This is a genomic window from Streptomyces sp. NPDC026301, from assembly GCF_055567935.1.
This window is the reverse complement of sequence record NZ_JBVHPN010000027.1, coordinates 39661-62504: the sequence shown is the minus strand read 5'-3', so window position 1 is coordinate 62504 and position 22844 is coordinate 39661. Positions and strand designations below refer to the sequence as shown.

The 22844-nt window shown below is 73.2% G+C and carries 17 protein-coding genes; 5 read left to right on the top strand and 12 right to left on the bottom strand.

Features of this window, described 5'->3' with window-relative positions; all coding sequences use genetic code 11:
- Window positions 1-887 (bottom strand): adenosylhomocysteinase (locus tag ACZ4MH_RS32015; protein WP_351596694.1); only part of this gene is annotated, 887 nt, incomplete at its 3' end.
- A 769-nt stretch (window positions 888-1656) separates the two neighbouring features.
- Between ACZ4MH_RS32015 and ACZ4MH_RS32010 the strand changes: the two genes are divergently transcribed.
- Window positions 1657-3573: a fructose-specific PTS transporter subunit EIIC gene (locus tag ACZ4MH_RS32010; RefSeq protein WP_467754820.1), complete on the top strand. Its 1917-nt coding sequence runs from the start codon at window positions 1657-1659 to the stop codon at window positions 3571-3573.
- Between the two features lie 71 nt (window positions 3574-3644).
- On the opposite strand, the gene ACZ4MH_RS32005 is transcribed toward ACZ4MH_RS32010, so the two are convergent.
- From ACZ4MH_RS32005 to ACZ4MH_RS31975, 7 genes are all read right to left on the bottom strand, one after another.
- On the bottom strand, window positions 3645-4595 hold the full coding sequence (locus ACZ4MH_RS32005; RefSeq protein WP_351596697.1) for a cation diffusion facilitator family transporter: 951 nt from the start codon (window positions 4593-4595) through the stop codon (window positions 3645-3647).
- Between the two features lie 91 nt (window positions 4596-4686).
- On the bottom strand, window positions 4687-5901 hold the full coding sequence (gene manA / locus ACZ4MH_RS32000; RefSeq protein ID WP_351596699.1) for a mannose-6-phosphate isomerase, class I: 1215 nt from the start codon (window positions 5899-5901) through the stop codon (window positions 4687-4689).
- Between the two features lie 96 nt (window positions 5902-5997).
- On the bottom strand, window positions 5998-7143 hold the full coding sequence (locus ACZ4MH_RS31995) for an SIS domain-containing protein (RefSeq protein WP_351596702.1): 1146 nt from the start codon (window positions 7141-7143) through the stop codon (window positions 5998-6000).
- Window positions 7144-7210: 67 nt separating this feature from the next.
- On the bottom strand, window positions 7211-7393 hold the full coding sequence (locus tag ACZ4MH_RS31990) for a Trm112 family protein (RefSeq protein WP_351596705.1): 183 nt from the start codon (window positions 7391-7393) through the stop codon (window positions 7211-7213).
- Window positions 7394-7531: 138 nt separating this feature from the next.
- Window positions 7532-8890: a phosphomannomutase/phosphoglucomutase gene (locus ACZ4MH_RS31985; protein ID WP_351596708.1), complete on the bottom strand. Its 1359-nt coding sequence runs from the start codon at window positions 8888-8890 to the stop codon at window positions 7532-7534.
- A gap of 151 nt (window positions 8891-9041) precedes the next feature.
- Window positions 9042-10658 carry an L-lactate permease gene (locus ACZ4MH_RS31980; protein ID WP_351596748.1) on the bottom strand — a complete coding sequence of 539 codons (1617 nt, stop codon included), beginning with the start codon at window positions 10656-10658 and terminating at the stop codon, window positions 9042-9044.
- Between the two features lie 262 nt (window positions 10659-10920).
- On the bottom strand, window positions 10921-11349 hold the full coding sequence (locus ACZ4MH_RS31975; RefSeq protein ID WP_078601067.1) for a DUF3499 domain-containing protein: 429 nt from the start codon (window positions 11347-11349) through the stop codon (window positions 10921-10923).
- Window positions 11350-11631: 282 nt separating this feature from the next.
- Between ACZ4MH_RS31975 and ACZ4MH_RS31970 the strand changes: the two genes are divergently transcribed.
- Window positions 11632-12114, top strand: a complete 483-nt coding sequence (locus tag ACZ4MH_RS31970; RefSeq protein WP_351596712.1) for a metallopeptidase family protein — start codon at window positions 11632-11634, stop codon at window positions 12112-12114.
- 51 nt (window positions 12115-12165) lie between these two features.
- Here ACZ4MH_RS31970 and ACZ4MH_RS31965 read toward each other — a convergent pair whose 3' ends face one another.
- From ACZ4MH_RS31965 to ACZ4MH_RS31955, 3 genes are all read right to left on the bottom strand, one after another.
- On the bottom strand, window positions 12166-13692 hold the full coding sequence (locus ACZ4MH_RS31965) for a DUF5719 family protein (protein WP_351596715.1): 1527 nt from the start codon (window positions 13690-13692) through the stop codon (window positions 12166-12168).
- Window positions 13689-17531 (bottom strand): glycosyltransferase family 2 protein, encoded by a 3843-nt coding sequence (locus ACZ4MH_RS31960; protein WP_351596718.1) that lies wholly within the window; start codon window positions 17529-17531, stop codon window positions 13689-13691. Before ACZ4MH_RS31960 ends, ACZ4MH_RS31965 begins: the two co-directional genes overlap by 4 nt.
- A 366-nt stretch (window positions 17532-17897) precedes the next feature.
- Window positions 17898-18161, bottom strand: a complete 264-nt coding sequence (locus ACZ4MH_RS31955) for a WhiB family transcriptional regulator (RefSeq protein WP_030266018.1) — start codon at window positions 18159-18161, stop codon at window positions 17898-17900.
- Window positions 18162-18858: 697 nt separating this feature from the next.
- Here ACZ4MH_RS31955 and ACZ4MH_RS31950 point away from each other — a divergent pair.
- The 3 genes from ACZ4MH_RS31950 to ACZ4MH_RS31940 are packed head-to-tail and all read left to right on the top strand — an operon-like array spanning window position 18859 to window position 21752.
- The gene (locus tag ACZ4MH_RS31950) at window positions 18859-19359 is read left to right on the top strand and encodes a cysteine dioxygenase (protein ID WP_351596721.1); all 501 of its coding nucleotides are present in this window, start codon (window positions 18859-18861) and stop codon (window positions 19357-19359) included.
- 12 nt (window positions 19360-19371) lie between these two features.
- Window positions 19372-20331 (top strand): 2-phospho-L-lactate transferase, encoded by a 960-nt coding sequence (gene cofD, locus ACZ4MH_RS31945; RefSeq protein ID WP_351596724.1) that lies wholly within the window; start codon window positions 19372-19374, stop codon window positions 20329-20331.
- Window positions 20328-21752 (top strand): coenzyme F420-0:L-glutamate ligase, encoded by a 1425-nt coding sequence (locus tag ACZ4MH_RS31940; RefSeq protein WP_351596727.1) that lies wholly within the window; start codon window positions 20328-20330, stop codon window positions 21750-21752. Before cofD ends, ACZ4MH_RS31940 begins: the two co-directional genes overlap by 4 nt.
- Before the next feature lie 141 nt (window positions 21753-21893).
- On the opposite strand, the gene ACZ4MH_RS31935 is transcribed toward ACZ4MH_RS31940, so the two are convergent.
- The gene (locus ACZ4MH_RS31935; protein ID WP_351596729.1) at window positions 21894-22802 is read right to left on the bottom strand and encodes a DNA-3-methyladenine glycosylase family protein; all 909 of its coding nucleotides are present in this window, start codon (window positions 22800-22802) and stop codon (window positions 21894-21896) included.
- Window positions 22803-22844 lie beyond the last annotated feature (42 nt).

Below are 22844 nucleotides of genomic sequence, written 5' to 3'. Positions count from 1 at the left end.
ATCTCCGTGATGATCACCCGGGCGCCCTGGCCGCGCAGCGACTCCGCACAGCCCTTGCCCACATCGCCGTACCCGCACACGACGGCGGTCTTGCCACCGATCAGCACGTCGGTGGCACGGTTGATGCCGTCGATCAGCGAGTGCCGGCAGCCGTACTTGTTGTCGAACTTCGACTTCGTCACGGCGTCGTTCACATTGATCGCCGGGAAGAGGAGGGTGCCGTCGCGGTGCATCTCGTACAGACGGTGGACACCGGTCGTGGTCTCCTCCGTCACACCGCGGATCTCCGAGGCCAGCTCGGTCCACTTCTTCGGCGACTCGGCCAGGGTGCGGTTGAGCAGCTCCAGGATGGCGCGGTGCTCGTCGCTCTCGGCGGTGTCGACGGAAGGCGCCTTGCCGGCCTTCTCGTACTCGACGCCCTTGTGGACGAGGAGGGTGGCGTCACCGCCGTCGTCCAGGATCATGTTCGGGCCGCCGGTGGGCGAGTTCGGCCAGGTCAGGGCCTGCTCGGTGCACCACCAGTACTCCTCCAGCGTCTCGCCCTTCCAGGCGAAGACCGGGATGCCCTGGGGGGCGTCGGGGGTGCCGTTCGGGCCCACCGCGATGGCCGCGGCGGCGTGGTCCTGGGTGGAGAAGATGTTGCAGGACGCCCAGCGGACCTCGGCGCCGAGGGCGACCAGGGTCTCGATGAGGACGGCGGTCTGCACGGTCATGTGCAGCGAGCCGGTGACGCGGGCGCCGGCCAGCGGCTGCGTGGCGGCGTACTCCTTGCGGATCGCCATCAGACCGGGCATCTCGTGCTCGGCGAGGGTGATCTCCTTGCGGCCGAAGGCGGCCAGGGAAAGGTCGGCGACCTTGAAGTCCTGATCAGTGGCTGCTGTCGTCATGTCGGGCTGCTCCCCGGAGTCGGAGGGTGGTTGCGGTCGGCAGTCTGCGGCGCGGGCAGGCGGGGTGTACGGGCGGGTGTACGCGATGCGGTACGCCCACCTGGACATTCCTGTGACCGGCTTACCCGGTCGTTCGGACATGACCGTCACCGGGGCGGACGTGTCGCTCGGACGTGTCCACCACCGGGACATACCTGTCCCCTGGCCGCAGCACGCAGTCCGTCGGAGGCCCTCTCTCCCTCGGCCGGTCCGCGGTGCGGGCCGACCGACCGCCATCAGCAGCGACGTCTGGCACTGGGCACGAATCTACACCGATCGGCCCAGTGAACCCCAGCCCCTCCGGGAGGGTGCGGCGCGTCACACACGATGACGGGGGACGTCACACCTGACGGTGCGGCGCGTCGCGGAGTACGGCCGCGGGCTGCTTCGGCGCGACGCGTGCGCCCGGGCGGGGAGGAAGCCGCGTGCTGATGTGGCCCCGAGTGGTGGTGACGGGTGGGGCCTGTGTGGGTGGGTTGGAGGGGTGGGGTTCTTGTTGCAGGATGCGGGGTGCGCGGGAACACTTGCACGCTCTTGCGCGGCACATCGTGAGGAGAGAGACGTGACCAGCAGTTCAGCGGTGCCCCCCGAGGGCGCGGGGCCCCCGGGTCCGGAGAGCGCAGACCCCCGGAGCACAGTGCTCGAAGGGGCCGAGGGTGCCGAGAAGGGCGGGCAGGGGCTGCGGCTGCTCGCGGTGACCGCCTGCCCGACGGGTATCGCCCACACGTACATGGCCGCCGAGAAGCTGGCGCAGGCCGCCGAGGCGCTCGGTCACGAGATGAAGGTGGAGACGCAAGGCTCGATCGGGGCCGAGAACGTACTGTCTGACAACGATGTCAGGCGAGCCGACGGCATCATCATCGCCGCGGACAAGAACGTCGACCGCAGCCGCTTCGCCGGCAAGCGGGTGGTCGTGGTCGGGGTGGCCGAGGGCATCCATCACCCCGAGCAGCTGATCGAGCGGGTGCGGACGGCGCCCGTGTACGGCGCGGACGCCGGTACCGCAGCGGGTGCCGGGAGCGGCGCCGCCGCCGGTACGGGTGCGGAGTCCGGCGGCGGCAAGGAGCGCAGCGTCGCCTACAAGGCGCTGATGAACGGCGTCAGCTACATGATCCCGTTCGTCGTGGTGGGCGGGCTGCTCATCGCCGTCTCGCTGGCCCTGGGCGGGCATCCGCAGGCCGACGGCGGGCTCGTGATCCCCGACGGCTCGTTCTGGAAGCACGTCAACGACATCGGGACGATCGGCTTCACGCTGATGGTGCCGATCCTGTCCGGGTACATCGCGTACGCGATCGGGGACCGGCCCGCGCTGGTACCGGGCATGATCGGCGGCTGGATCGCCAATACGGGCGCGCTGTACGACTCCAAGTCGGGTGCGGGCTTCATCGGGGCGATCGTCACCGGCTTCCTGGCCGGGTATCTGGTCCTGTGGATCAAGAAGGTCCGGGTACCGAAGTTCGTCCAGCCGATCATGCCGATCATCGTGATCCCGATCGTGGCCACGACGGCGCTGGGGCTGTTCTTCATCTACGTCATCGGGCAGCCGATCTCATGGGTGTTCGAGCACCTGACCGGCTGGCTGGGCGGCCTGACAGGGTCCAGCGCGGCGCTGCTCGGCATCATCCTCGGGCTGATGATCGCGTTCGACATGGGCGGGCCGGTCAACAAGACGGCGTTCCTGTTCGGCGCGGGGCTGGTCTCCAAGAACCCCGAGATCATGGGCATGTGCGCGGCCGCCATTCCGGTGCCGCCGCTCGGGCAGGGCCTGGCGACGCTGCTGCGCCGCCGGCTCTACAACGACCAGGAGCGGGAGACCGGCCTCGCGGCGCTGTTCATGGGCTGCTTCGGCATCACGGAGGGCGCGATCCCGTTCGCGGCGGGGCGGCCCGCCCGGGTCATCCCGTCCAACATGATCGGCGGCGCGGTGGCCGGTGCGCTGGCCGGCCTGGCCGGGGTGACGGACAACGTGCCGCACGGCGGGCCGATCGTGGCCGTACTGGGCGCGGTGGGCGGCGTCGCGATGTTCTTCGTGGCCGTCGCGGCGGGCACGGTCGTCACCGCGTTGTGCACGGTGACGCTGATGACGATGGCGGAGCGGCGCAACGGTACGGAGGCGCGTACGGAGGCGGTCGGCGCGACCGCGCCGGCGGAGGCCCGTCCGGCTGCCGGGGCCGGGACCGGTACGACTCAGGAAGTCCTCTCCGGCTACCTCACCCCCGCCACCGTCAAGGTCCGGCTCGACGCCACCGAGAAGGAGGCGGCCATCCGGGAGCTGGCCGAGCTGGCGGCCGGGACCGGGCGGGTCGCGGACGTGGACGAGCTGGTGCGGGTGGCGCTCGCCCGGGAGGCGCAGGGCACCACCGGGCTGGGCGAGGAGATCGCGATCCCGCACGCCAAGACGGACGCGGTCACCGCGCCGGTCGTCGGGTTCGCGCGCTCCGCCGAGGGCATCGACTGGGAGTCGCTGGACGGCACGCTCGCGAAGCTGGTCTTCATGATCTGCGTACCGGAGGCCGCGGCGGGCGACGAGCACCTGCGCATCCTCGCCCTGCTCTCGCGGAAGCTGATGGACGCGGACTTCCGGGCGCGGCTGCAGGCGGCGCCGGACAGCGACGCGATCATGACCGTACTCGCCGAGATCCAGTAGGGCACGGCAGCAGGAGACAGAAAAGCGGGCCCCGCACTCAGAGCTCTGAGTGCGGGGCCCGCTGCGCAGGATCAGGCGCCCGGCGCCGGGCTCGTGCCCGAGGCCGCGGCCTCGGCGCTGTAGATGTCCGGCTCCAGGTAGATCACCCGGGCGATCGGTACGGCGGCGCGGATGCGGTCCTCGGCGGCGTTGATCGCGTCGGCGACCTCCGTGGCCGTGTCGTCGTGCTGGACCGCGATCTTCGCGGCGACCAGCAGTTCCTCCGGGCCGAGGTGGAGGGTGCGCATGTGGATGACGCGGGTGACGGTGTCGCCGTCGACGATGGCCGCGCGGATCTTGGCGACCTGGTCGGCGCCCGCCGCCTCGCCCAGGAGGAGCGACTTGGTCTCGGCGGCCAGTACCAGGGCGATCAGTACGAGCAGCGCGCCGATGCACATCGTGCCGATGCCGTCCCAGATCGCGTCGCCGGTGATCAGCGTGAGGCAGACGCCGAGCAGCGCGAGGACCAGGCCGACCAGCGCGCCGAAGTCCTCCAGGAGGACGACGGGCAGCTCGGGGGCCTTGGCGCGGCGGACGAACTGGACCCAGGACTGCTCGCCGCGCAGCGAGTTCGACTCCTTGATGGCCGTGGTGAAGGAGTAGCCCTCGGCGACGATCGCGAAGACCAGGACGCCCACGGGCCAGTACCAGTGCTCCAGCTCGTGCGGGTGCTGGATCTTGTCCCAGCCCTCGTACAGCGCGAAGACGCCACCGATGGTGAAGAGCACGATGGAGACGAGGAAGCCGTAGATGTACCGCTCGCGGCCGTAGCCGAAGGGGTGCTCGGCCGTCGCCTCGCGCTTGGCCTTCTTGCCGCCCAGGAGCAGCAGTCCTTGGTTGCCCGAGTCGGCGATCGAGTGCACGCCCTCGGCCAGCATGGAGGACGAACCGCTGAAGGCGAACGCCACGAACTTCGCTACGGCGATGGCCAGATTGGCGCCCAGCGCCGCGACGATGGCCTTGGTGCCACCTGATGCACTCATGAGTGCCGCATGTCCCTTCCGTCGACCGGGCTTTACTGCCCCTTTAACCACTTGGGAAGGTCATTCTTGCAGCCCGCCCCAGAGGCCTGCATCAGGCCACCACGGTGGCACGGAAGAGCGTGCCCTCGCCGTCGACGGTGATTTCCTCCCCGGCCGGGACGAACGCGGACTCACCGGGCGCAAGCGCCAGTTCCCGCCCTGCGGACGCCGCGCCGGGCGCGTCCCGCAGCACGACCGAGCCCGCCGTGCACAGCAGGACCTGCGGCGTACGGGCGTCCAGCGGCACCGCCGCCGAGCCGGGGGCCAGGGCGTAGCGCGAGAGCCGGAACTCGTCGATCGGCGTCTCGTAGACCTCCTCGCCCGAGGGGCCGGCCTCCGGGCGCAGCACGCCCGCGTCGCCCGCCTCGAAGCGGACGACGCGCAGCAGTTCGGGGACGTCCACGTGCTTCGGGGTGAGGCCGCAGCGCAGCACGTTGTCGGAGTTGGCCATCAGCTCGACGCCGAGGCCGTTGAGGTACGCGTGCGGGATGCCGGCGCCGAGGAAGAGCGCCTCGCCGGGCTGCAGCGTCACGTAGTTGAGCAGCATCGCGGCGATCACGCCGGGGTCGCCCGGGTAGTGGTGGGCGATCGAGGCGTACGCGGCGTAGGACTCGGCGTGCGGGCCGCCGGCCCTGCCCAGGCGTTCGGCGTGCGCTGCCGCCTCGCCGACGGTCTCGGCCATGGCGTGCTTGTCGGCGGTGAGGACGGCGGTGAGGACCTCGCGGAGCGCGTCCTCCTCGGGCCCGGCGCGCAGGATGTCGACGTACGGCTTGAGGCTGTCGACGCCGAGCCCTGCGAGCAGCTCGGCGGCCTCTTCGGGGTGCCGGAAGCCGCACAGGCCGTCGAAGGGGGTGAGCGCGCAGATCAGCTCGGGCTTGTGGTTGGCGTCCTTGTAGTTGCGGTGCGGCGCGTCGAGGGGCACGCCGCGCCGCTCCTCGTCGGCGAAGCCCTCCTTGGCCTGCGCGAGGTCGGGGTGGACCTGGAGGGAGAGCGGGGAGCCGGCCGCGAGCAGCTTCAGCAGGAAGGGCAGGCGGGGGCCGAAGGCGCGTACCGATTCGGGGCCGAGCTCGTCCTCGGGGTCCTCGTCGATGATCTCGGCCAGGGACTGCGGGCCGAGGCCCCGGTCGACGCGGGACGGCGCGCCGGGGTGGGCTCCCATCCACATCTCCGCCTGCGGCTCACCGGTCGGCTCGACGCCGAGGAGGTAAGGGATCGCGGTCGTGGAACCCCAGGCGTAGGGGCGCACGGTGTTGGTGAGGCGGTCCATGGCGGGCGGACTCCTGTAGTGGTCGATAGGGGCGACAGGGGGCGGTGGGGGGTGGCGGAGGGGCGGGGCAGCGGTCGTGCCGCACACCGCCCCGCCTCATGATCCCTCGGCTCCGGCGAGCGCCAGGTAAACGGCGGCGAAATCCGTGGTGGCCAAGAGCTGTGCGGCGTTCTCCAGGGGGCTGCCGTCGCTCTCCGCTTCCAGCTCGCTGACCGGTGTGTCCCGCTCCAGGGCCAGGTCGCGGGCGGCGTGCGCGGCGGACAGCGGGCCCGGGGCGCCCTCGCGGAGCAGCAGGGCACGGGCGTGCAGCGCCTCGGGCTGCTCCACCCGGTCGCGGAAGAAGTCGTCCGGATCGGCGCCGGCCGCGAGGGTGCCGGCGAGCAGCATGCCGTGCGCGGTGAGCGCTTCGGGGAGCTCGGCGGCGAGCGCGGGGCGGCCCGCGAGGCCGGTCAGTACGGCGGCGAAGTGCCGGCCGACGGCCCCGGAGACCGGGCCCTCGGTCCAGATCAGCGGGAGGCTGTCGGCGAGCTCGGCGGCGAGGGTCTTGGCCGGGTTGCTGTACGTGGCGGTGGCCGGGCCGCAGTGCTCGGCGACCTGGTCGAGCCGGTCGGCGAGCCGGGCCAGCGCGTCGGCCGGGGCGTCGAGCAGGCCGATCCGGTCGGCGAGCGAGAGCAGCGGGGTGAGCAGCGACCAGAGGGTGCCGGGCGCGGCCGGCGGCGCGCCCTCGACGTCGAACTCGCCGTCGTACGAAGTGGTGGCGAGCGGTACGGCCAGGCCGCGGGCCTGCTCGATGGCGTCGGCGAGCGGGCTGCCGGCCGGGGTGACGCCCACGATGGAGCAGCCCCGGCGGTAGGCGTTCTCGACCAGCTCCGCCAGGCCCGCGTCGGCGCCGTCGGGGCCCGCGACGAGCAGCAGGTCCAGCGGGCCCGTCCAGCCCGGCAGGGTCCAGCGGAGCGCGCCCGGGACGGGGGCCACGCCGGTGGGCCGGATCAGCGTCACCGGGCAGCTGCCGCCGCCGAGGGCGCCGAAGAGGTCGGCGACACAGGGCGCCGCGGGGCCCGGGCCCGCCACGAGGACCGTGCGGGGACGGCCGTCGGGCGTGAGGTCCGGTATGCCGGCCTCGGCGGCGTTCCGCGCGGCGGTGCGCACGCGGGCGCCGGACTCGGCCACGGCACGCAGCAGGCCGTACCGGTCCGCCTCGGCCAGGGCCTCGGGGGCGTCGAGGAGTGACTCGTCGAGCATGGTGTGCTGCCTTCCGGTCGCCGGGCTTGGCTGGGCGGAGCGGCGGGCCGGCCTGGGGCGAGGGCGCTCAGGCCGGTCGGCGGGCCTCGTCCACGAGGAGGACGGGGATGCCGTCGCGTACGGGGTAGGCGAGGCCGCAGCCGCTGCCGGTGCACACCAGCTCGGCGGGGTCGTCCGCGGACTTGTCCGCCAAGGGGGCGTGGCACGCCGGGCAGGCGAGGATCTCGAGGAGGCTGGCTTCGACCGGCATGGAGACGACCCCTTCAGGGTGACGATGTGTTTCCCCTCGTCAGGGTACCGCCGGGCGGCGGTGAGGGGTGCTTTTGGGCGGCCGGCGGCGGGCTGTGGCCGCCGCCGGCCGCCCTTCGGGGCAGGTGCCGACGCGAGGCTATCCGCGGACGACGGCCAGGACCTCGTCCTGTACGCGCGCGACCGTGTCCGCGTCCCGCGCCTCGACGTTCAGGCGCAGCAGCGGCTCGGTGTTGGAGGGGCGGAGGTTGAACCACCAGTCGGCGCTGGTCACGGTGAGGCCGTCCAGTTCGTCCAGCGTCACGCCCGCGCGGCCCTCGTAGGCCGTCCTGATGGCGGCGAGCCGGCCGGCCTGGTCGTCGACGGTGCTGTTGATCTCGCCGGAGGCCGCGTACCGGTCGTACTGGGCGACCAGCCCCGACAGCGGGCCCTCCTGGCCGCCGAGCGCGGCCAGCACGTGCATGGCCGCGAGCATGCCGGTGTCGGCGTTCCAGAAGTCGCGGAAGTAGTAGTGCGCGGAGTGCTCGCCGCCGAAGATCGCGCCGGTCCTGGCCATCTCGGCCTTGATGAAGGAGTGGCCCACGCGGGTGCGGACGGGCTTGCCGCCGCTCTCCTTGACGACCTCGGGGACGGACCAGGAGGTGATGCAGTTGTGGATCACCGTGGAGCCGGGGTCCTTGGCCAGCTCTCGGGAGGCGACCAGCGCGGTGATCGCGGAGGGGGAGACCGGGTCGCCGTTCTCGTCGACGACGAAGCAGCGGTCGGCGTCGCCGTCGAAGGCCAGGCCGATGTCCGCGCCGGTCTCGCGGACGCGGGCCTGGAGGTCGACGATGTTCTTCGGGTCCAGCGGGTTGGCCTCGTGGTGGGGGAAGGTGCCGTCCAGCTCGAAGTACATCGGGTCCAGCTCGATCGGCAGGCCCTCGAAGACGGTGGGGACGGTGTGGCCGCCCATGCCGTTGCCCGCGTCCACGACGACCTTCAGGGGGCGGATGCCGGAGAGGTCCACCAGGGAGCGCAGGTACGCCGCGTAGTCGCCCAGGACGTCGCGCTGGGTGACGGAGCCGGTCTCGGCGACGGGCTCGGGCGCGCCCTTCTCGGTCCACTCCTCGACCAGGGCCCGGATCTCGGCGAGGCCGGTGTCCTGGCCGACCGGCGTCGCGCCGGCCCGGCACATCTTGATGCCGTTGTACTGGGCCGGATTGTGCGAGGCGGTGAACATCGCGCCCGGCAGGTCGAGCTCGCCGCTCGCGTAGTACAGCTCGTCGGTGGAGCACAGCCCGATCTCGGTGACGTCGGCGCCGCGCGCGGCGGCGCCGCGGGCGAACGCGCGCACCAGGCCCGGCGAGGAGGGCCGCATGTCGTGCCCGATGACGATCGCCTCCGCCTCGGTGACCTGGGCGAACGCCGCACCGAACAGCTCGGCGAGGGTCTCGTCCCACTGGTCGGGGACCACACCGCGCACGTCGTACGCCTTCACGATCTGCGACAGATCAGCCACAGCCACCCTCCTGAGGTTCTCTTCGGGAACCCCAAGCTACCGGGAAGATCTGTGGGCCCGCCGTGAACCGTCGGTGAACGGCGGCCCGTACGGCGGCTTCCGGCCCGAAACCGACGGTCGGAAGCGGGTCGGCGGGGCCCGGAGCCGCCTCTCAGGGCAGCATCCAGCCCAGTACCGCCGTGCTCTGCGCCAGCACGATCAGGCACATCACGAGGAGCAGCAGCAGGCTCCAGGGGAGGACCTTGCGGAGCAGGTCACCCTCGCGGCCCGCGAGGCCGACGGCGGCGCAGGCGATGGTGAGGTTCTGCGGGGAGATCATCTTGCCGAGGACGCCGCCGGAGCTGTTGGCCGCGGCGAGGAGTTCGGGCGAGAGGCCGGACTGCTGGGCCGCGGTGACCTGGAGGGCGCCGAAGAGGGCGTTGGCGGAGGTGTCGGAGCCGGAGACGGCGACGCCGAACCAGCCCAGTACGGGCGAGAGGAAGGCCAGCCCGGCGCCGGCCGCGGCGACGAAGTGGCCGATGGTGGCGGCCTGGCCCGAGAGGTTCATGACGTAGGCCAGGGCGAGGACGGATGTCACGGTCAGGATGGCGAACCGCAGTTCGTGGACGGTGGCCAGCCACTCCTTCGCGGCGGCGCGCGCCCGAACGCCCAGCACGGCCGCGGTGATCAGGCCCGCGAGGAGGACGAGCGTGCCGCCGGTGGCGACCAGCGGGAGCGTGAAGACGTTGCCGCCGACCGGCTTGCCGTCGGGGCCCGCGACGTCCAGCAGCGGCCAGTCGAAGGCCTGGGTGGCCGCCGCCGCCCAGCCCTTGAACGGCGGTATCTGGGCGAGCGAGAAGATCACGATGATCAGGCCGTACGGGGCGTAGGCGCGGACCGTCTCGCGGCGGCTGTCGCGCACGTCGAGGTCCTCGCTGCGGGCGCCGGTCAGGACGGCGGCGCGCACGGCGGCGGTGGCGGGGCGCCGGGCGGCGGGCACCGCGACCAGCGCGGCGGCGCCGATCAGCGCCGCGCCGATGTCCGCGAGCTGTGCCGAGACGTAGTTGGCGGCGGCGAACTGGGTCGCGGCGAAGGCCACGCCGCAGGCGAGCGCGGGGAGCCAGGTCTCGCGCAGGCCGCGGCGGCCGTCCACCAGGGCGACGAGGAGGAGCGGGACGACGAGCGCGAGGAGGGGGGTCTGGCGGCCGACGACGGAGGCGACGGAGTCCAGCGGGAGGCCGGTGACCTGGGCGAGGGTGACGACGGGGGTGCCCATGGCGCCGAACGCGACGGGGGCGGTGTTGGCGACGAGCGCGACGACCGCCGCCTTGACGGGGGCGAAGCCGAGGGCGACCAGCATCACGGCGCTGATGGCGACGGGCGCACCGAAGCCCGCGAGGGCTTCCAGGAGCGCACCGAAGCAGAAGGCGATGACGAGCGCCTGGATACGGGGGTCGTCGGAGAGCCGGGAGAAGGAGCGGCGGAGCACGTCGAAGTGCTGGGTGCGGACCGTCATCCGGTACACCCAGAGGGCGTTGACGACGATCCACAGGATGGGGAAGAGCCCGAAGACGGCGCCCTGCACCGCGCTGGAGAGGGCCTGCGACACGGGCATCCCGGAGCCGGCGCAGGCGGTGAGCAGGGCGACGGCGAGGCCGATGAGGCCCGCGCGGTGGGCGCGCATCCGTACGGCGCCGAGCAGGACCAGGACGGTGATCAGCGGCAGGGCCGCGACGAGCGCGGACAGGGCGAGCGAATCGGCGATCGGCTGAAGCTGCTGGACGAACACTCCGGACATGCGGCGGCCTCCCCGGCGGCGTGGCGGCTCCCCCGTTCCTTCCGGCATGCGGAAGGCGATCTCGCAGGAGTGGAGGAATGGTCGTGTCCGCGCCAAGCCGGAGTCAATGGGCCGTCAAGAAATGACGGTTGGTCAGAAGTGATCGCGTGTCAGAAAAGAACGCGCCCCGGAAAAGGCCGGAAACCGACGGCTGTTGGTCCGTGCAGCCTCGGACACAGGCTCTGTTGAGCCGTGCCGCCCCGGAAGCGGGCTTTCAGGAGTCCGGGGAGCGGAGCACACGGAGATGACCGCGGCGGGCGACCTCCATGGGGTCGGCCTCACGGGGGCCTGCCGCCTCGGGACCGCCGACCGTACGTTCCTGCGGACGCGCCGCTTCCCGCACCGCGTTGGCGAGTGCTTCGAGGTCGTCACCGCTCGGCTGGACCGCTCCGGGATCGGCGGCCAGCCGGACGACCTCCCAGCCGCGCGGCGCGGTCAGGCGCTCGGAGTGCTCGGCACACAGGTCGTAGCAGTGGGGTTCCGCGTAGGTGGCGAGCGGGCCGAGCACAGCGGTCGAATCCGCATAGACGTACGTCAGCGTTGCGACGGCGGGACGGCCGCACGCAGTGCGCGAACAGCGACGTACAGGGCTCACGACGTTGGACGGTACCGCACTCTTGAGCGGGCCGCGACGACTCTCCACGACCTCACCCGGCCGTGTCGTCCCGGTTCGCCCGACCTGTCTGACCTGCGCACGCTCGGGCTGACCTGCGTCGAGAACCCGTTGCCGCCCGAGTGGAGGCGATGATTCCCCTCCGCACTCCAGTCAATTCGTGTCATTTCGCGGGCGTTACGCGAGCGTTCGGCGGTCATATCGCCCCGGATGAACGAACGGAACAGAACTCGGACCGATCAGTGAGCGACATGAGGCGGACGGGGCAAGAGTTCGGCCGTCCCCGGCCCGCGGCGGCTACGCTCGTGATTGATGGACAGCCCCGTACCTCCCCCGGCCGGTGCCGGGGGCAACCCCAGCCCGACGGAGCCGCGTCCGCGCCGCCGCGACCGCCACGGCCGCGGGATGCGCGGCCCGATCGCGCCGCCCCAGGTACCGCTCTCGGTGAGCCGTGCCGACGCCTTCGTCGACCTCGTGCACGACTCCGTGGAGCGCCTGGAGCGGCGCTGGCCGCAGCTGTCGGAGGTGGAGTTCTCGGTGCGCGACGTGCCGCGGCTGGGGCCCGGCGGGGACGAGGGGCTCGCGGCGGACGAGGACACGGTGCCGCTGGGCAGGCTGCTGCCCTCGGAGGCCGGCCGCCGGGACCGGATCGTGGTCTACCGGCGCCCGGTGGAGATCCGTACGAAGAACCGCGAGGAGCGCGCGCTCCTCGTCCACGAGGTCGTCGTCGAACAGGTCGCGGAGCTGCTGGGGCTGGCCCCGGAGTCGGTCGACCCGCGGTACGGGCAGGACTGAAACGGGCCCCTCGGGAGTCATCTCCTGAGAGGCCCGGGCCGGTTCGGCCGGTCAGTCGTTCAGCACCGACATGTTCCAGCCCGCCGTCGGCACCTCGACCGTGCCGCGGTCGTCCGGCAGGGTCTGGACGGTGAAGCCCTGGACGCCGCCGTGCGGCAGCGCGAGCGTGCGCGCCGCGTAGACCGGCCCACCGCCCTTCTCCGGCTCCACAGTGAGCGCGTACGTGCCCTTGAGGCCGTTCGGGCGCGGCGGCTCGACCGCGAGCGTGCTGCCGCCCTTGACCGTGTAGGTCTTGGTGACCGGGCTGCCGCCCCCGCTGCCCGCCGACGCGGTGACCTTCACCCGCGCGTCCTCGCCCTTCCGCGGGGCGACGAGCGAGAGCGTGCCGCCCTTGGCTCGGTTGTCGGCCGCGGTGGCACGGTCGCCGACCGGCTTCGTCGCGGGGATGAACGCCATCTCCTGGTTCGCGCCCTTGCCGCGGGTGACCCGCAGCGCGGCGGCGACCGGCGCCTTGGAGCCCTCGGCCGGAGTGAGGATCAGCGAGCCCGCCTCCCCCTTGGTGAGGTCCTTCAGGTCGACCGCGGTGGTCATCCCGCTCTTCAGGTGCAGCGTCTCCAGCCCGGCCGGCACGATCGAGCCGGTGGGCGTGGCGAGCTGCACCTTCAGGTCGGCGTCGGCGGAACCGGGCGCGAGGGCCACCAGCCGCACGGAGGTGGCGTCGGCCGGGATGCCCGGCAGCACCAGCCCGGAGGCGGCGGAGGCCGGGTCGGCGGCGGCCGGCAGCCAGTCGCCGCCGGTCTTCTCGTCGCCGGCCTGCACGGCCGCGCCGACCCGGCCCTCACGGGCGATGACGTGCAGCGCCACATTGGCGGAGCGGGTGTCGGAGAGCGTGGAGAGCAGTACCGGGACGCTGGAGTGCGGCGGCACCTGGATGTCCTCGCCGGACGCCGCCTTCAGGGGGCCGTCCTTGCCGTACAGCTTCAGGTCGACGACGGCGGCGGTGGCGTCCGGGTTGGTGAGGTGGACGTAGTCCTGGCGGCCGGGCGAAGTGCTGGCACCGGGGAACCAGAAGTCGGTGTCCGGGGCGGTGCACGAGGTGCCGAGCACGCCGCGGCCGATTCCCGCGCTGACCTCGGTGGTCTGCTGGACGCTCCAGCCGGGCGCGAGGCCGCCGTCGGCGGCGCCGACGAGGGCGGGCGCGTCGGAGCGGTCGGTGGTCGAGGTGACCGGCGTGCCGGGGGCCTTCAGGGGCGCGACGGGCTTCGCGTCCGCCGCCTTCTTCTTGTCCTTGCCGCCCTTCTTGCCGGCGTCGTCCGCCCGGCCGTCCGCCGCGGGCTGCAGGCTCGCGCTGCCCTTGCCCGCCCCGTCGCCCTTGGGCGTGAAGGCGGTGTACGTCGTCTCGCCGACCTCGGAGGAGCTCGGGGCCGGGCACATCAGCGCGGAGCGCTGTACGGGCAGCCTGGCGGCCTTCGAGGCGGTGGTGTCGGCGCCGTCTCCGGGCGCCGTGACGGCGGCGACACCGGTGACGGCGGCGAGCGCGGCGACCGCGCCGATCAGGGACATGGTGGTGCGGTTCACTGCTGGTCGCTCCCGTCGCGGCGGGGCTCGCGGTACGAGCCGTCGTGCGTGGTGCCGGCCCCGTCGTGGGGTGCCCTGTCGTGCGGCATTCCCTCGTACGCCGTGCCGTCCCCGTAGGGCTGCTGCTGCCCGTAGCCGTACGGGTCGTACACGCCGGCTCCGTATGCCTGCTGGGCGTACGGGTCGGGCTGGTACGGATCGGCGGGCTGGTACTGCTGCCCGTACTGCGCGGCCTGGTACGGATCGGCCGGCTGTCCGCCCTGCCAGTCCTGGTACGGCGGCTGCTGCGGCATCTCGGGCACCGCCTGCTGCGGGACGCCCTGGGCGGCCGCGTAGGGGTCGGCGGCGTACGGGTCGGCGGCGTACGGGGTGCCGTGCGCGGCCGCGGCATACGGGTCGGCCTGGGCGGCGGCGTACGGGTCGGCCTGCTGGGCGGCCGCCGCATACGGGTCGGCCACCGGGTCGGCGCCGTCCCGGGCGCCGGGCACGGCCGCCTCCGCGACGGGCTTCTGCGCTGCCACCGCCTCCTGGGCGGCGCGCAGCCTACGGGCGCGGCGCCCCTCGCCCTCCACGGGCTGTGCGGGCACGGTCTCCGTGAGGCCCTCCTCGGGCAGGTCGTCGTCGACGTCCCGGCGGCGGCCCGGCAAGGCCATGACCACCAGCACGAGGGCGAGCAGGCCCTGTGCCGTCATCCAGAGGGTGTGGGTGAGCGGGCTCTCGTGGGTGAGGTCCAGCCGGCCGCCCGCGGCGGGCAGCTCGAAGCCCTGCGCCCAGCCGTCCACCGTGACCGGCTTCAGCGGCTTGCCGTCCAGCGTGGCCTGCCAGCCCTCGTCGGCGGCGTCCGCGATGCGCAGCACCCGCCCGTCGGGCCCGGCGGGCAGCTTCGTGTGCGCGTCGACCGGGTCGGCGGCGACCGCGACCGGCGCGGCGGCCGTACCGGCCTGCGGAGCGCCGCCCTTCGTACCGCTGACGACGGAGACGCGGGAGACCCGGCGGTCCACCCGCCACAGGGCGCTGCCGTCCTCCTGGCTGAGCCGGGTCAGGCCCGGCGTGGCGTCCAGGGTGCGGCCCATCTCGCGCGGGGCGCCGTCCTTGACCAGGACGTACCGCACGGCGTAGCCGCCGAGCTGGTCGGTCTGGTCGGCGCCGGAGCCCGCGACGAGGTGGGCGACGATGTCGTTCAGGCGGCTGTCCTCGCCGGCCTCGGCGGCGATGTCGGCGTCACCGAGGCGCGCGCCGGAACCGCGCACCAGGGAGTACGCGACGTGCCCCGCGTCCCCGTCGAGGACGAGGGTGCGGGCGCGGTCGGCGGTGCCGGACTCCTCGGCGACGAACGCCGGGACCTGCTCGGGATTGCGGCGCTCCACGGGGCCCGCGGCGCCGCCGAGCATCCAGCTGACCGCCGCCCACACCGGGGCCAGCGCGGCGGCCAGCGCGATCAGCACGGCCACCGGCTGCTTCCAGCCGAAGCCGAGGGTCATCATGCGGGTGCGGATGCCCTCGGCGCCGACCGCGGCGGCGCACAGCAGCGCCAGCCCGTAGACCAGCGCGGGCGGCCCGGCCCAGCCGGAGCCGTTGGCCAGGCCCGCGAAGAGCAGCGCGACCAGGCCGGCGACCCAGGCGGTACGGATGGTGCGCTGCCGCTCGCCGCGCAGCAGCGCGCCCAGGGCGGCGAGCACGACGCCGAGCAGCAGGACGCTGCCGTACGCCTTGGGGCCGCCGGGGCTGAACCCGAGCAGGTCCAGCCAGGACGCCGCACCCGGCTTGTTCGCGAGCCCGGCCTCCAGGAAGAAGCGGGACGGCTCGGTCAGCAGCGACAGCGACCAGGGCGCGAGCACGACCATCGGGGAGACGACGACGGCGAGGAAGCGCAGCGCGTACGCCACGATCTTGTCGCGGTTGCCGTCGAGGAAGCGCAGGACCAGCAGGCCGAGGCCGAGGAGCACGGCGATCGGCCAGACGATCGGGGTGAAGGCCGTGGTGAAGGTCAGCAGCAGCGCGTACGCCCAGGCGGCGCGGAAGCTCGGCCGGATGCCCGGCGCGAGCCGCAGCCCGCTCGCGGCGATCGCGGCGCGGGCCATCAGCGGCAGCAGGATGGCGAGGACGGCGGTGCCGATGCGGCCACCGGCGAGCGCGCCGGTGGCGGCGGGCAGGAAGGCGTACGCCACGGCGGCCCAGGCGCGCAGCAGGCGCGAGGCGACCAGCGGCCGGGAGGCGAAGTACGCGGTCAGGCCGGCCAGCGGGACCGAGCAGACCAGCAGCAGGGTGACGGCGAAGCCGGTACTGCCGAAGAAGACGCTCGCCACGAGGGCGAGGACCGCGAGGTAGGGCGGCGCGGAGGCGGTGGAGCCGATGCCGACGTCGTGCCAGCTGTGGAAGTAGCGCGCCCACAGGTCGGAGACCTCGCCGGGCGCGGGCAGCAGGGCGCCGCCGGTCAGCGCGCCGCCGCCGAGCAGGCCGCGGCAGGCGACCAGCGAGACGAGCAGCAGGACGACGAAGAGGACGGGCGCGGGCCGGCGGGCCATCCGCTTCAGCCGCGCGAACTGCTCGACCTCCAGGAAGTCCGCGTCGTCGCCGCCGGGCCCGGACTCCACGGCGCCGTGCCGGCCGCCGGCGGAGGCGTCGGGGGCCGCGCGTCCGGAGAAGTTGCTGGCGACCTGTTCGACGGTGGCCCGTACGGTCGCGCCGGGCGGCGGGAAGAGCGCGCGCAGCTCGCTCGCCTCGACCGCCGGCTTCCCGCGTCTGCGCCGCGCCGCCATGATCTTGCCGGGCCGCAGCAGGGTTCCGAAGAGCCCGGCGAGTTCGTCGAGCGCCTGGCCCGGCACCTTGCCGACGAGGTAGGCGAGGACGCGCAGGAAGGTGCCGAGGACGAGGCGGAGCAGGACGTACGGCAGTATCGCGCCGCGGGTGTTGGCCAGCAGGGTGTAGACGGCACCGGCCTTGTCGACGCGGTGCGGGCCCGCGACACTGCGGCCGACGCAGTCGATGGGGCGGCGCTCGCGCGAGGCGGCCTCGGCGTGCCGCAGCACCGCGTCCGGCGCGATCAGCACCTGGTGTCCGGCGGCCTGGGCGCGCCAGCACAGGTCCACGTCGTCGCGCATCAGCGGCAGCCGGCGGTCGAAGCCGCCGAGCTGTTCGTAGACGTCGCGGCGGATGAGCATGCCGGCGGTGGAGACGGACAGCACCGAGCGCACCTGGTCGTGCTGGCCCTGGTCCTGTTCGCGGCGGTCCAGGCCGGTCCAACGGCGGCCCGAGCGGGCGATGCTGACGCCGGCTTCGAGGAGCTGCCTGCGGTCGTACCAGCTGCGCAGCTTGGGGCCGACGATCACGGTGGAGGGGCTGGCGTCGGCGACGCGCAGCAGTTCGGCGAGCGCGTCGGGCGCGGGCGCGCAGTCGTCGTGCAGCAGCCAGAGCCACTGCACGGGCTCGCCGTGCGGCAGGTCCGGCATGTCGTACGCCTCGTCGTGCCAGGTCCTGGTGACCGGGTCCCAGCCGCTGGGGCGCTTGAGGTAGGGCAGGTCGTCGGGGGTGAGCGGCGGCGTGGCGCGGACCGCCTCGTCGACGGCGGTGCCGAAGCCGGAGCGGCGGGCGAGGTGCAGCACCCGCTCGTCGCCGAGGGCTTCGGCCAGCAGCCGGGCGGAGTCGTCCGCGCTGCCGGTGTCGGCGCCGACGACGTTCTGCACCGGGCGCTCCTGGCCGAGGAGGCCTCCGAGCGCGTCGGGCAGCCAGCGCGCGCCGTCGTGCGAGACGATCACGGCGGTGACGACATGCCGCGGGAACTGGGGCGCGGCGGCTTCGTATGAGGCGGCCTGGGCCGCCGACTGGCTGTGCACGGACATCGAGGTACGGGCCCTCCGGACCCGGGGCTGCCGTCTCCCGCGGCGGACGGGCCGCTGCGGGGTGTGGCCCCCGGAAGACACTGCGATGGACTGCGATGGACTGCGCTGGACGCGCGCTCACCATGCGGGTGTTGGTGCGTCTCGGACGGAGCCCCACACTAATGGTTCACGCGGGCGCGTCCGCCGGGTCCGTACGCGGTGCCCTCCTGGCTGCGGAAACAGCACTCCGCCCCCGGCGGTGAGGTGCCGGGGGCGGAGTGGGTGCTCGCCGTGTGCCGCGGTGGCGGTGCCGGTGCTTCGACCGGCGTGCGGGCGCTGTGCCGACCGGTGCCGGGCGTCTGCCGCCCGGGCCGTCGCCGTCGGGCTTCAGACCGCGGCCTTCTTCAGCCGGCGCCGCTCGCGCTCGGACAGACCGCCCCAAATGCCAAAGCGTTCGTCATTGGCAAGAGCGTATTCAAGACATTCGGAGCGGACCTCACAGGCGAGGCAGACCTTCTTGGCCTCGCGGGTGGAGCCGCCCTTTTCCGGGAAGAAGGACTCGGGATCGGTCTGGGCGCACAGCGCGCGCTCCTGCCAGCCGAGCTCCTCGTCCGCCTCCTCGACCAGCAATTCTTCGAACAGCTCGGTCATGTGCGCCCCTCGTCTGTCATTGCGTCCCCGTGATGTTGCCGTTACCGATGACGGCTGAACGACACGAGTGAAATTACAAGTGTGCCGATCCGGGCCAGTCAAGCCGAGATCTGCTATTGGGCCCCTTATTCACTCTGCGGAACCAAGGGTATGCGGTAAGTGTTCAAATCGGCAAAAACCAGGACAAACATTCGCCTCATGCATCCCGCGCCCCCCTTCCGCCTCTGAAGGACTCAACGGACAGCGATCACGTTGCACTCCAGCACCAGAAGCGGGCTTGATCACATTCAGATCACGGAACCGCAACGGCGTTTGGCGACGCAACTGGTGGGCCACCTCTCCCAGCCATCGGGTGCACAAACCTTTCGTCGGTCGCAGTTAACCGGATGAGGTGAAACATTTACCCCAAACAAGACATCCGGTTGACACGGCCGCCCAGTACCCGCTCTCCTTGACTCCATGCCAGTGATGCCCGCGCCCCGCCTGACCCGTGCCTACGGGTCCCGCTGCGCTGTCCAGGCTCGCTGTCGCTGTTGCAGCTGTTGACGCTTCCGAGCTCCAGCTTTCTCCTCCCGCACCACCACTGAGTGCCGCCCGGCGTCCACGTCACGCCGCGCCGCACCCCGCTTTCCGCGCAGCCCGCTCTTCTTCGAGCTCACCCCTTCGAGCTCTTCTTCTTCCGAGGAATCAGAAGTCCATGAACAGCGACAGTGACCTCCAGATCGCCGGCGACATCTTCGAGGTCAGCCATCTGCTCCAGCCCGCACGCGAGCACCCCGCGACGGTGGCCGAATTCGCCGGGCTCGCCCGTTCGATCGCCGCCGACCGCGCCCAGTGGGCGCACCTGGTCGAGTACGACGCCACCACCCGCTGGTACCACCGCCTGCGCACGGGCCCCGGCTACGAGGTCTGGCTGCTGAGCTGGCTGCCCGGCCAGGGCAGCGGCCGCCACGACCACGGCCGGTCCTCCGGTGTACTGGCCGTCCTGGACGGCGAGTTGACCGAACACAGCCCGAGCGGCAGCCGCAGCCTGACGCCCGGCGCACAGCGGGTCTTCGCCCCCGGCTACGTCCACGAGGTCACCAACGACACGCTCACGCCCGCGGTCAGCCTGCACATCTACTTCCCGGGCCTGACGGATATGCCCATGCACAGTTCGCAGTGCTCGCCCACTGCCCAAAGGGTCATCTCCTCCTGACATCCTGGGGCCATGCGCATTGTGGTTCTCGCCGGCGGCATCGGCGGCGCCCGCTTTCTGCGGGGACTGAAGGCAGCGGCTCCGGACGCGGACATCACGGTCATCGGCAATACCGGTGACGACATCCATCTGTTCGGGCTGAAGGTCTGCCCCGACCTGGACACCGTGATGTACACGCTCGGCGGCGGCATCAACGAGGAACAGGGCTGGGGACGGGAGGACGAAACCTTCCGCGTGAAGGAGGAGTTGGCGGCCTACGGGGTCGGCCCTGAGTGGTTCGGCCTGGGCGACCGGGACTTCGCCACGCACATCGTCCGTACACAGATGATGGGCGCCGGTTACCCGCTCAGCGCGGTGACCGAGGCGCTCTGCGACCGCTGGCAGCCGGGCGTGCGGCTGCTCCCGATGACCGACGACCGGGTCGAGACCCATGTCGCCATCGTGGACGAGGACGGCGAGAAGAAGGCCGTGCACTTCCAGGAGTACTGGGTCCGACTGCGCGCGTCCGTCGACGCGCACGCCGTCGTCCCGGTCGGCGCCGAGCAGGCCAAGCCCGCGCCCGGCGTGCTGGAGGCCATCGGCGCCGCCGACGTGATCCTCTTCCCGCCGTCCAACCCGGTCGTCAGCGTCGGCACGATCCTGGCGATCCCCGGCGTCCGCGAGGCGATCGCGGAGGCCGGCGCGCCGGTCGTCGGCCTCTCCCCCATCGTCGGCGACGCGCCGGTCCGCGGCATGGCCGACAAGATGCTGGCCGCGGTCGGCGTGGAGTCCACCGCCTCGGCCGTCGCCGCCCACTACGGCATGGGCCTGCTGGACGGCTGGCTCGTGGACACGGTCGACGCGGAGAAGGCCGCCGAGGTGGAGGCCGCCGGCATCCGCTGCCGCGCGGTGCCGCTGATGATGACCGACCTGGAGGCGACGGCGGCGATGGCCCGCGAGGCGCTGACGCTCGCCGAAGAGGTACGGGCGTGACCGCCGGACCGCAGGACGCGCCCGCGGCCCCGTACGACGCGCCCGCCGAGGAGGCACCCTCGTACCGCGTCTGGGCGCTGCCCGGCATCCCCGAGGTGCGCCCCGGCGACGACCTCGCCAAGCTGATCGCCGCCGCGGCCGGCGCGCCCGGCCTGCCGGGCCTGGCCGACGGCGACGTGCTGCTGGTCACCTCGAAGATCGTCAGCAAGGCCGAGGACCGGATCATGGCGGCGACCGACCGCGAGGCCGCCATCGACCGGGAGACCGTACGGGTCGTGGCGCGGCGCGGCGCGCTGCGCATCGTCGAGAACCGCAACGGCCTGGTCATGGCCGCCGCCGGGGTCGACGCCTCGAACACCCCGCAGGGCACCGTCCTGCTGCTGCCCGAGGACCCCGACGCCTCGGCCCGGGCGATCCGGGCCGGGCTGCGCACCGCGCTCGGCGTGGACGTCGGCGTGGTCGTCACGGACACCTTCGGGCGGCCCTGGCGCAACGGGCTGACCGACGTCGCCATCGGCGCGGCCGGCGTGCGGGTCCTGGAGGACCTGCGCGGCAGCACCGACAGCCACGGCAATCCGCTCGGCGTCACGGTCGTCGCCACGGCCGACGAGCTGGCGAGCGCGGGCGACCTGGTCAAGGGCAAGGCGGGCGGGCTGCCGGTCGCGGTGGTCCGCGGCCTGCCGCACGCGCTGACGCCTCCTCAGGAGGGCGCGGAGTGCGCGGAGGGCGCGGAGGCCACGGACGGTCCCGGGGCGCGGGCGCTCGTGCGCTCCCCCGCCGACGACATGTTCCGGCTCGGCACCTCCGAGGCCGTACGGGAAGCCGTGACGCTGCGCCGGACGGTCCGGGAGTTCACCGACGACCCGGTGGACGGCGGCGCGGTACGGCGCGCGGTGGCGGCGGCCGTGACCGCGCCCGCGCCGCACCACACCACTCCCTGGCGCTTCGTCCTGCTGGAGTCCGAGGAATCCAGGACCCGGCTGCTGGACGCGATGCGGGACGCCTGGCTCGCGGACCTGCGCGGCGACGGCAAGTCCGAGGAGTCCGTCGCCCGGCGGGTGCGCCGCGGCGACGTGCTGCGGAACGCGCCGTACCTGGCGGTGCCGTGCCTGGTCATGGACGGCTCGCACACGTACGCGGGGCCGGACGCCGCGGCGGACGCCCGGCGCAACGCCGCCGAGCGGGAGATGTTCGTGGTCGCGGCGGGTGCCGGGGTGCAGAACTTCCTCGTCGCGCTGGCGGGTGAGCGGCTGGGGTCGGCGTGGGTGTCCTCGACGATGTTCTGCCGGGATGTCGTCCGGGATGTGCTCGGGCTGCCGGCGGGGTGGGATCCGATGGGGGCGGTGGCCATTGGGCGGCCCGCGGCGGCGCCGAAGCCGCGGCCCGTGCGGGAGGTGTCGGACTTCGTCGTGGTGCGGTAGGGCGCCTTCGGCGGGGGGCCGGCTGCCCGCCGGTGGGGGGTGCCGCTGTGCCCACCCGTGCCGCCCTAGCGGCACGAATGCCCACAGCGGCGGGGGGAAGGGGAGGGGGCGGAGCCCAGCGGCACGAATGCCCAAGCTGGGTCAGAGGCGGGCGATGTCTCGGGGTGAGTAGCGGGGGGCTCGGCGGGGTGGGACTCGGCCCGAGAGGAGGAGGAAGCGGGACGCGCGGTGGCGCTGGCCCTCGTACGGGGCGAGCAGCTCCAGCATCTCCTCGTCGGTGCCGCCCATCCGGCCGGTGAGCGCGTACACCGCGATGCGCGGCAGGTGCAGATCACCGAGGGTGAGCGCGTCGGGCGCGCCGTTGGACCGCTGCAGGACCTCGGCGGCGGTCCACGGGCCGATGCCCCGGACCAGCTGGAGGCGGTGCAGCGCGTCCGGCAGGTCCATGTGCGCCGCTTCTTCGAGGCGGCGGGCGACCCGCGCGGCCCGCACGATCGTGTCGGAGCGCTTGGCGTCGACGCCGGCGCGGTGCCACTCCCAGGACGGGATCATGGCCCAGCCGCGCGCGTCCGGCAGCACGCGCAGCCGCTCGTGCGGGCCGGGCGCGGGCTCGCCGAACCGCTGCAGGAGCAGCCGCCAGGCCCGGTACGCCTCGTCGCTGGTGACCTTCTGCTCCAGGATCGAGGGGATCAGCGATTCGAGGACGAGGCCGGTGCGGACCAGCCGCAGGCCGGGGTTGCGGCGGTGCGCCTCGTGGACGATGCGGTGCCGGGCCGTGAAGGCCGACGGGTCGTCCAACTCCCCCAAGAGGGACGGGAGTTGCTCCAGCATCCAGTCCGCGCCCGGGCCCCACGCCTCGGCCGCGACGCACGCCTCCGCGGGGCGCGCCGCGATCTTGACCGTCACCGGACCGTCGGGCGTACGGGCGGCCCGCCAGACGGCGCCGCCCTCCACCCGGTACGCGGGATCGCCCGGTCCGCGGCCCAGCACACCCAGGGTGCGCAGGAGGTCGTACGGGCCGGGCGGGGCCCAGGTGCGGATGCGGGGCATCCGTTCAGCGTACGGGAGCGGGGCGACGCGCCCGCCGTCCCG

Bases quoted from the DNA above. Each gene is read 5' to 3' on its own strand.
- ACZ4MH_RS32010 (WP_467754820.1), top strand. From the start codon at position 1,657: ATGGCCGCCGAGAAGCTGGCGCAGGCCGCCGAGGCGCTCGGTCACGAG.
- ACZ4MH_RS32005 (WP_351596697.1), bottom strand. From the start codon at position 4,595: ATGAGTGCATCAGGTGGCACCAAGGCCATCGTCGCGGCGCTGGGCGCC.
- manA (WP_351596699.1), bottom strand. From the start codon at position 5,901: ATGGACCGCCTCACCAACACCGTGCGCCCCTACGCCTGGGGTTCCACG.
- ACZ4MH_RS31995 (WP_351596702.1), bottom strand. From the start codon at position 7,143: ATGCTCGACGAGTCACTCCTCGACGCCCCCGAGGCCCTGGCCGAGGCG.
- ACZ4MH_RS31990 (WP_351596705.1), bottom strand. From the start codon at position 7,393: ATGCCGGTCGAAGCCAGCCTCCTCGAGATCCTCGCCTGCCCGGCGTGC.
- ACZ4MH_RS31970 (WP_351596712.1), top strand. From the start codon at position 11,632: ATGGACAGCCCCGTACCTCCCCCGGCCGGTGCCGGGGGCAACCCCAGC.
- ACZ4MH_RS31960 (WP_351596718.1), bottom strand. From the start codon at position 17,531: ATGTCCGTGCACAGCCAGTCGGCGGCCCAGGCCGCCTCATACGAAGCC.
- ACZ4MH_RS31955 (WP_030266018.1), bottom strand. From the start codon at position 18,161: ATGACCGAGCTGTTCGAAGAATTGCTGGTCGAGGAGGCGGACGAGGAG.
- ACZ4MH_RS31950 (WP_351596721.1), top strand. From the start codon at position 18,859: ATGAACAGCGACAGTGACCTCCAGATCGCCGGCGACATCTTCGAGGTC.
- cofD (WP_351596724.1), top strand. From the start codon at position 19,372: ATGCGCATTGTGGTTCTCGCCGGCGGCATCGGCGGCGCCCGCTTTCTG.
- ACZ4MH_RS31935 (WP_351596729.1), bottom strand. From the start codon at position 22,802: ATGCCCCGCATCCGCACCTGGGCCCCGCCCGGCCCGTACGACCTCCTG.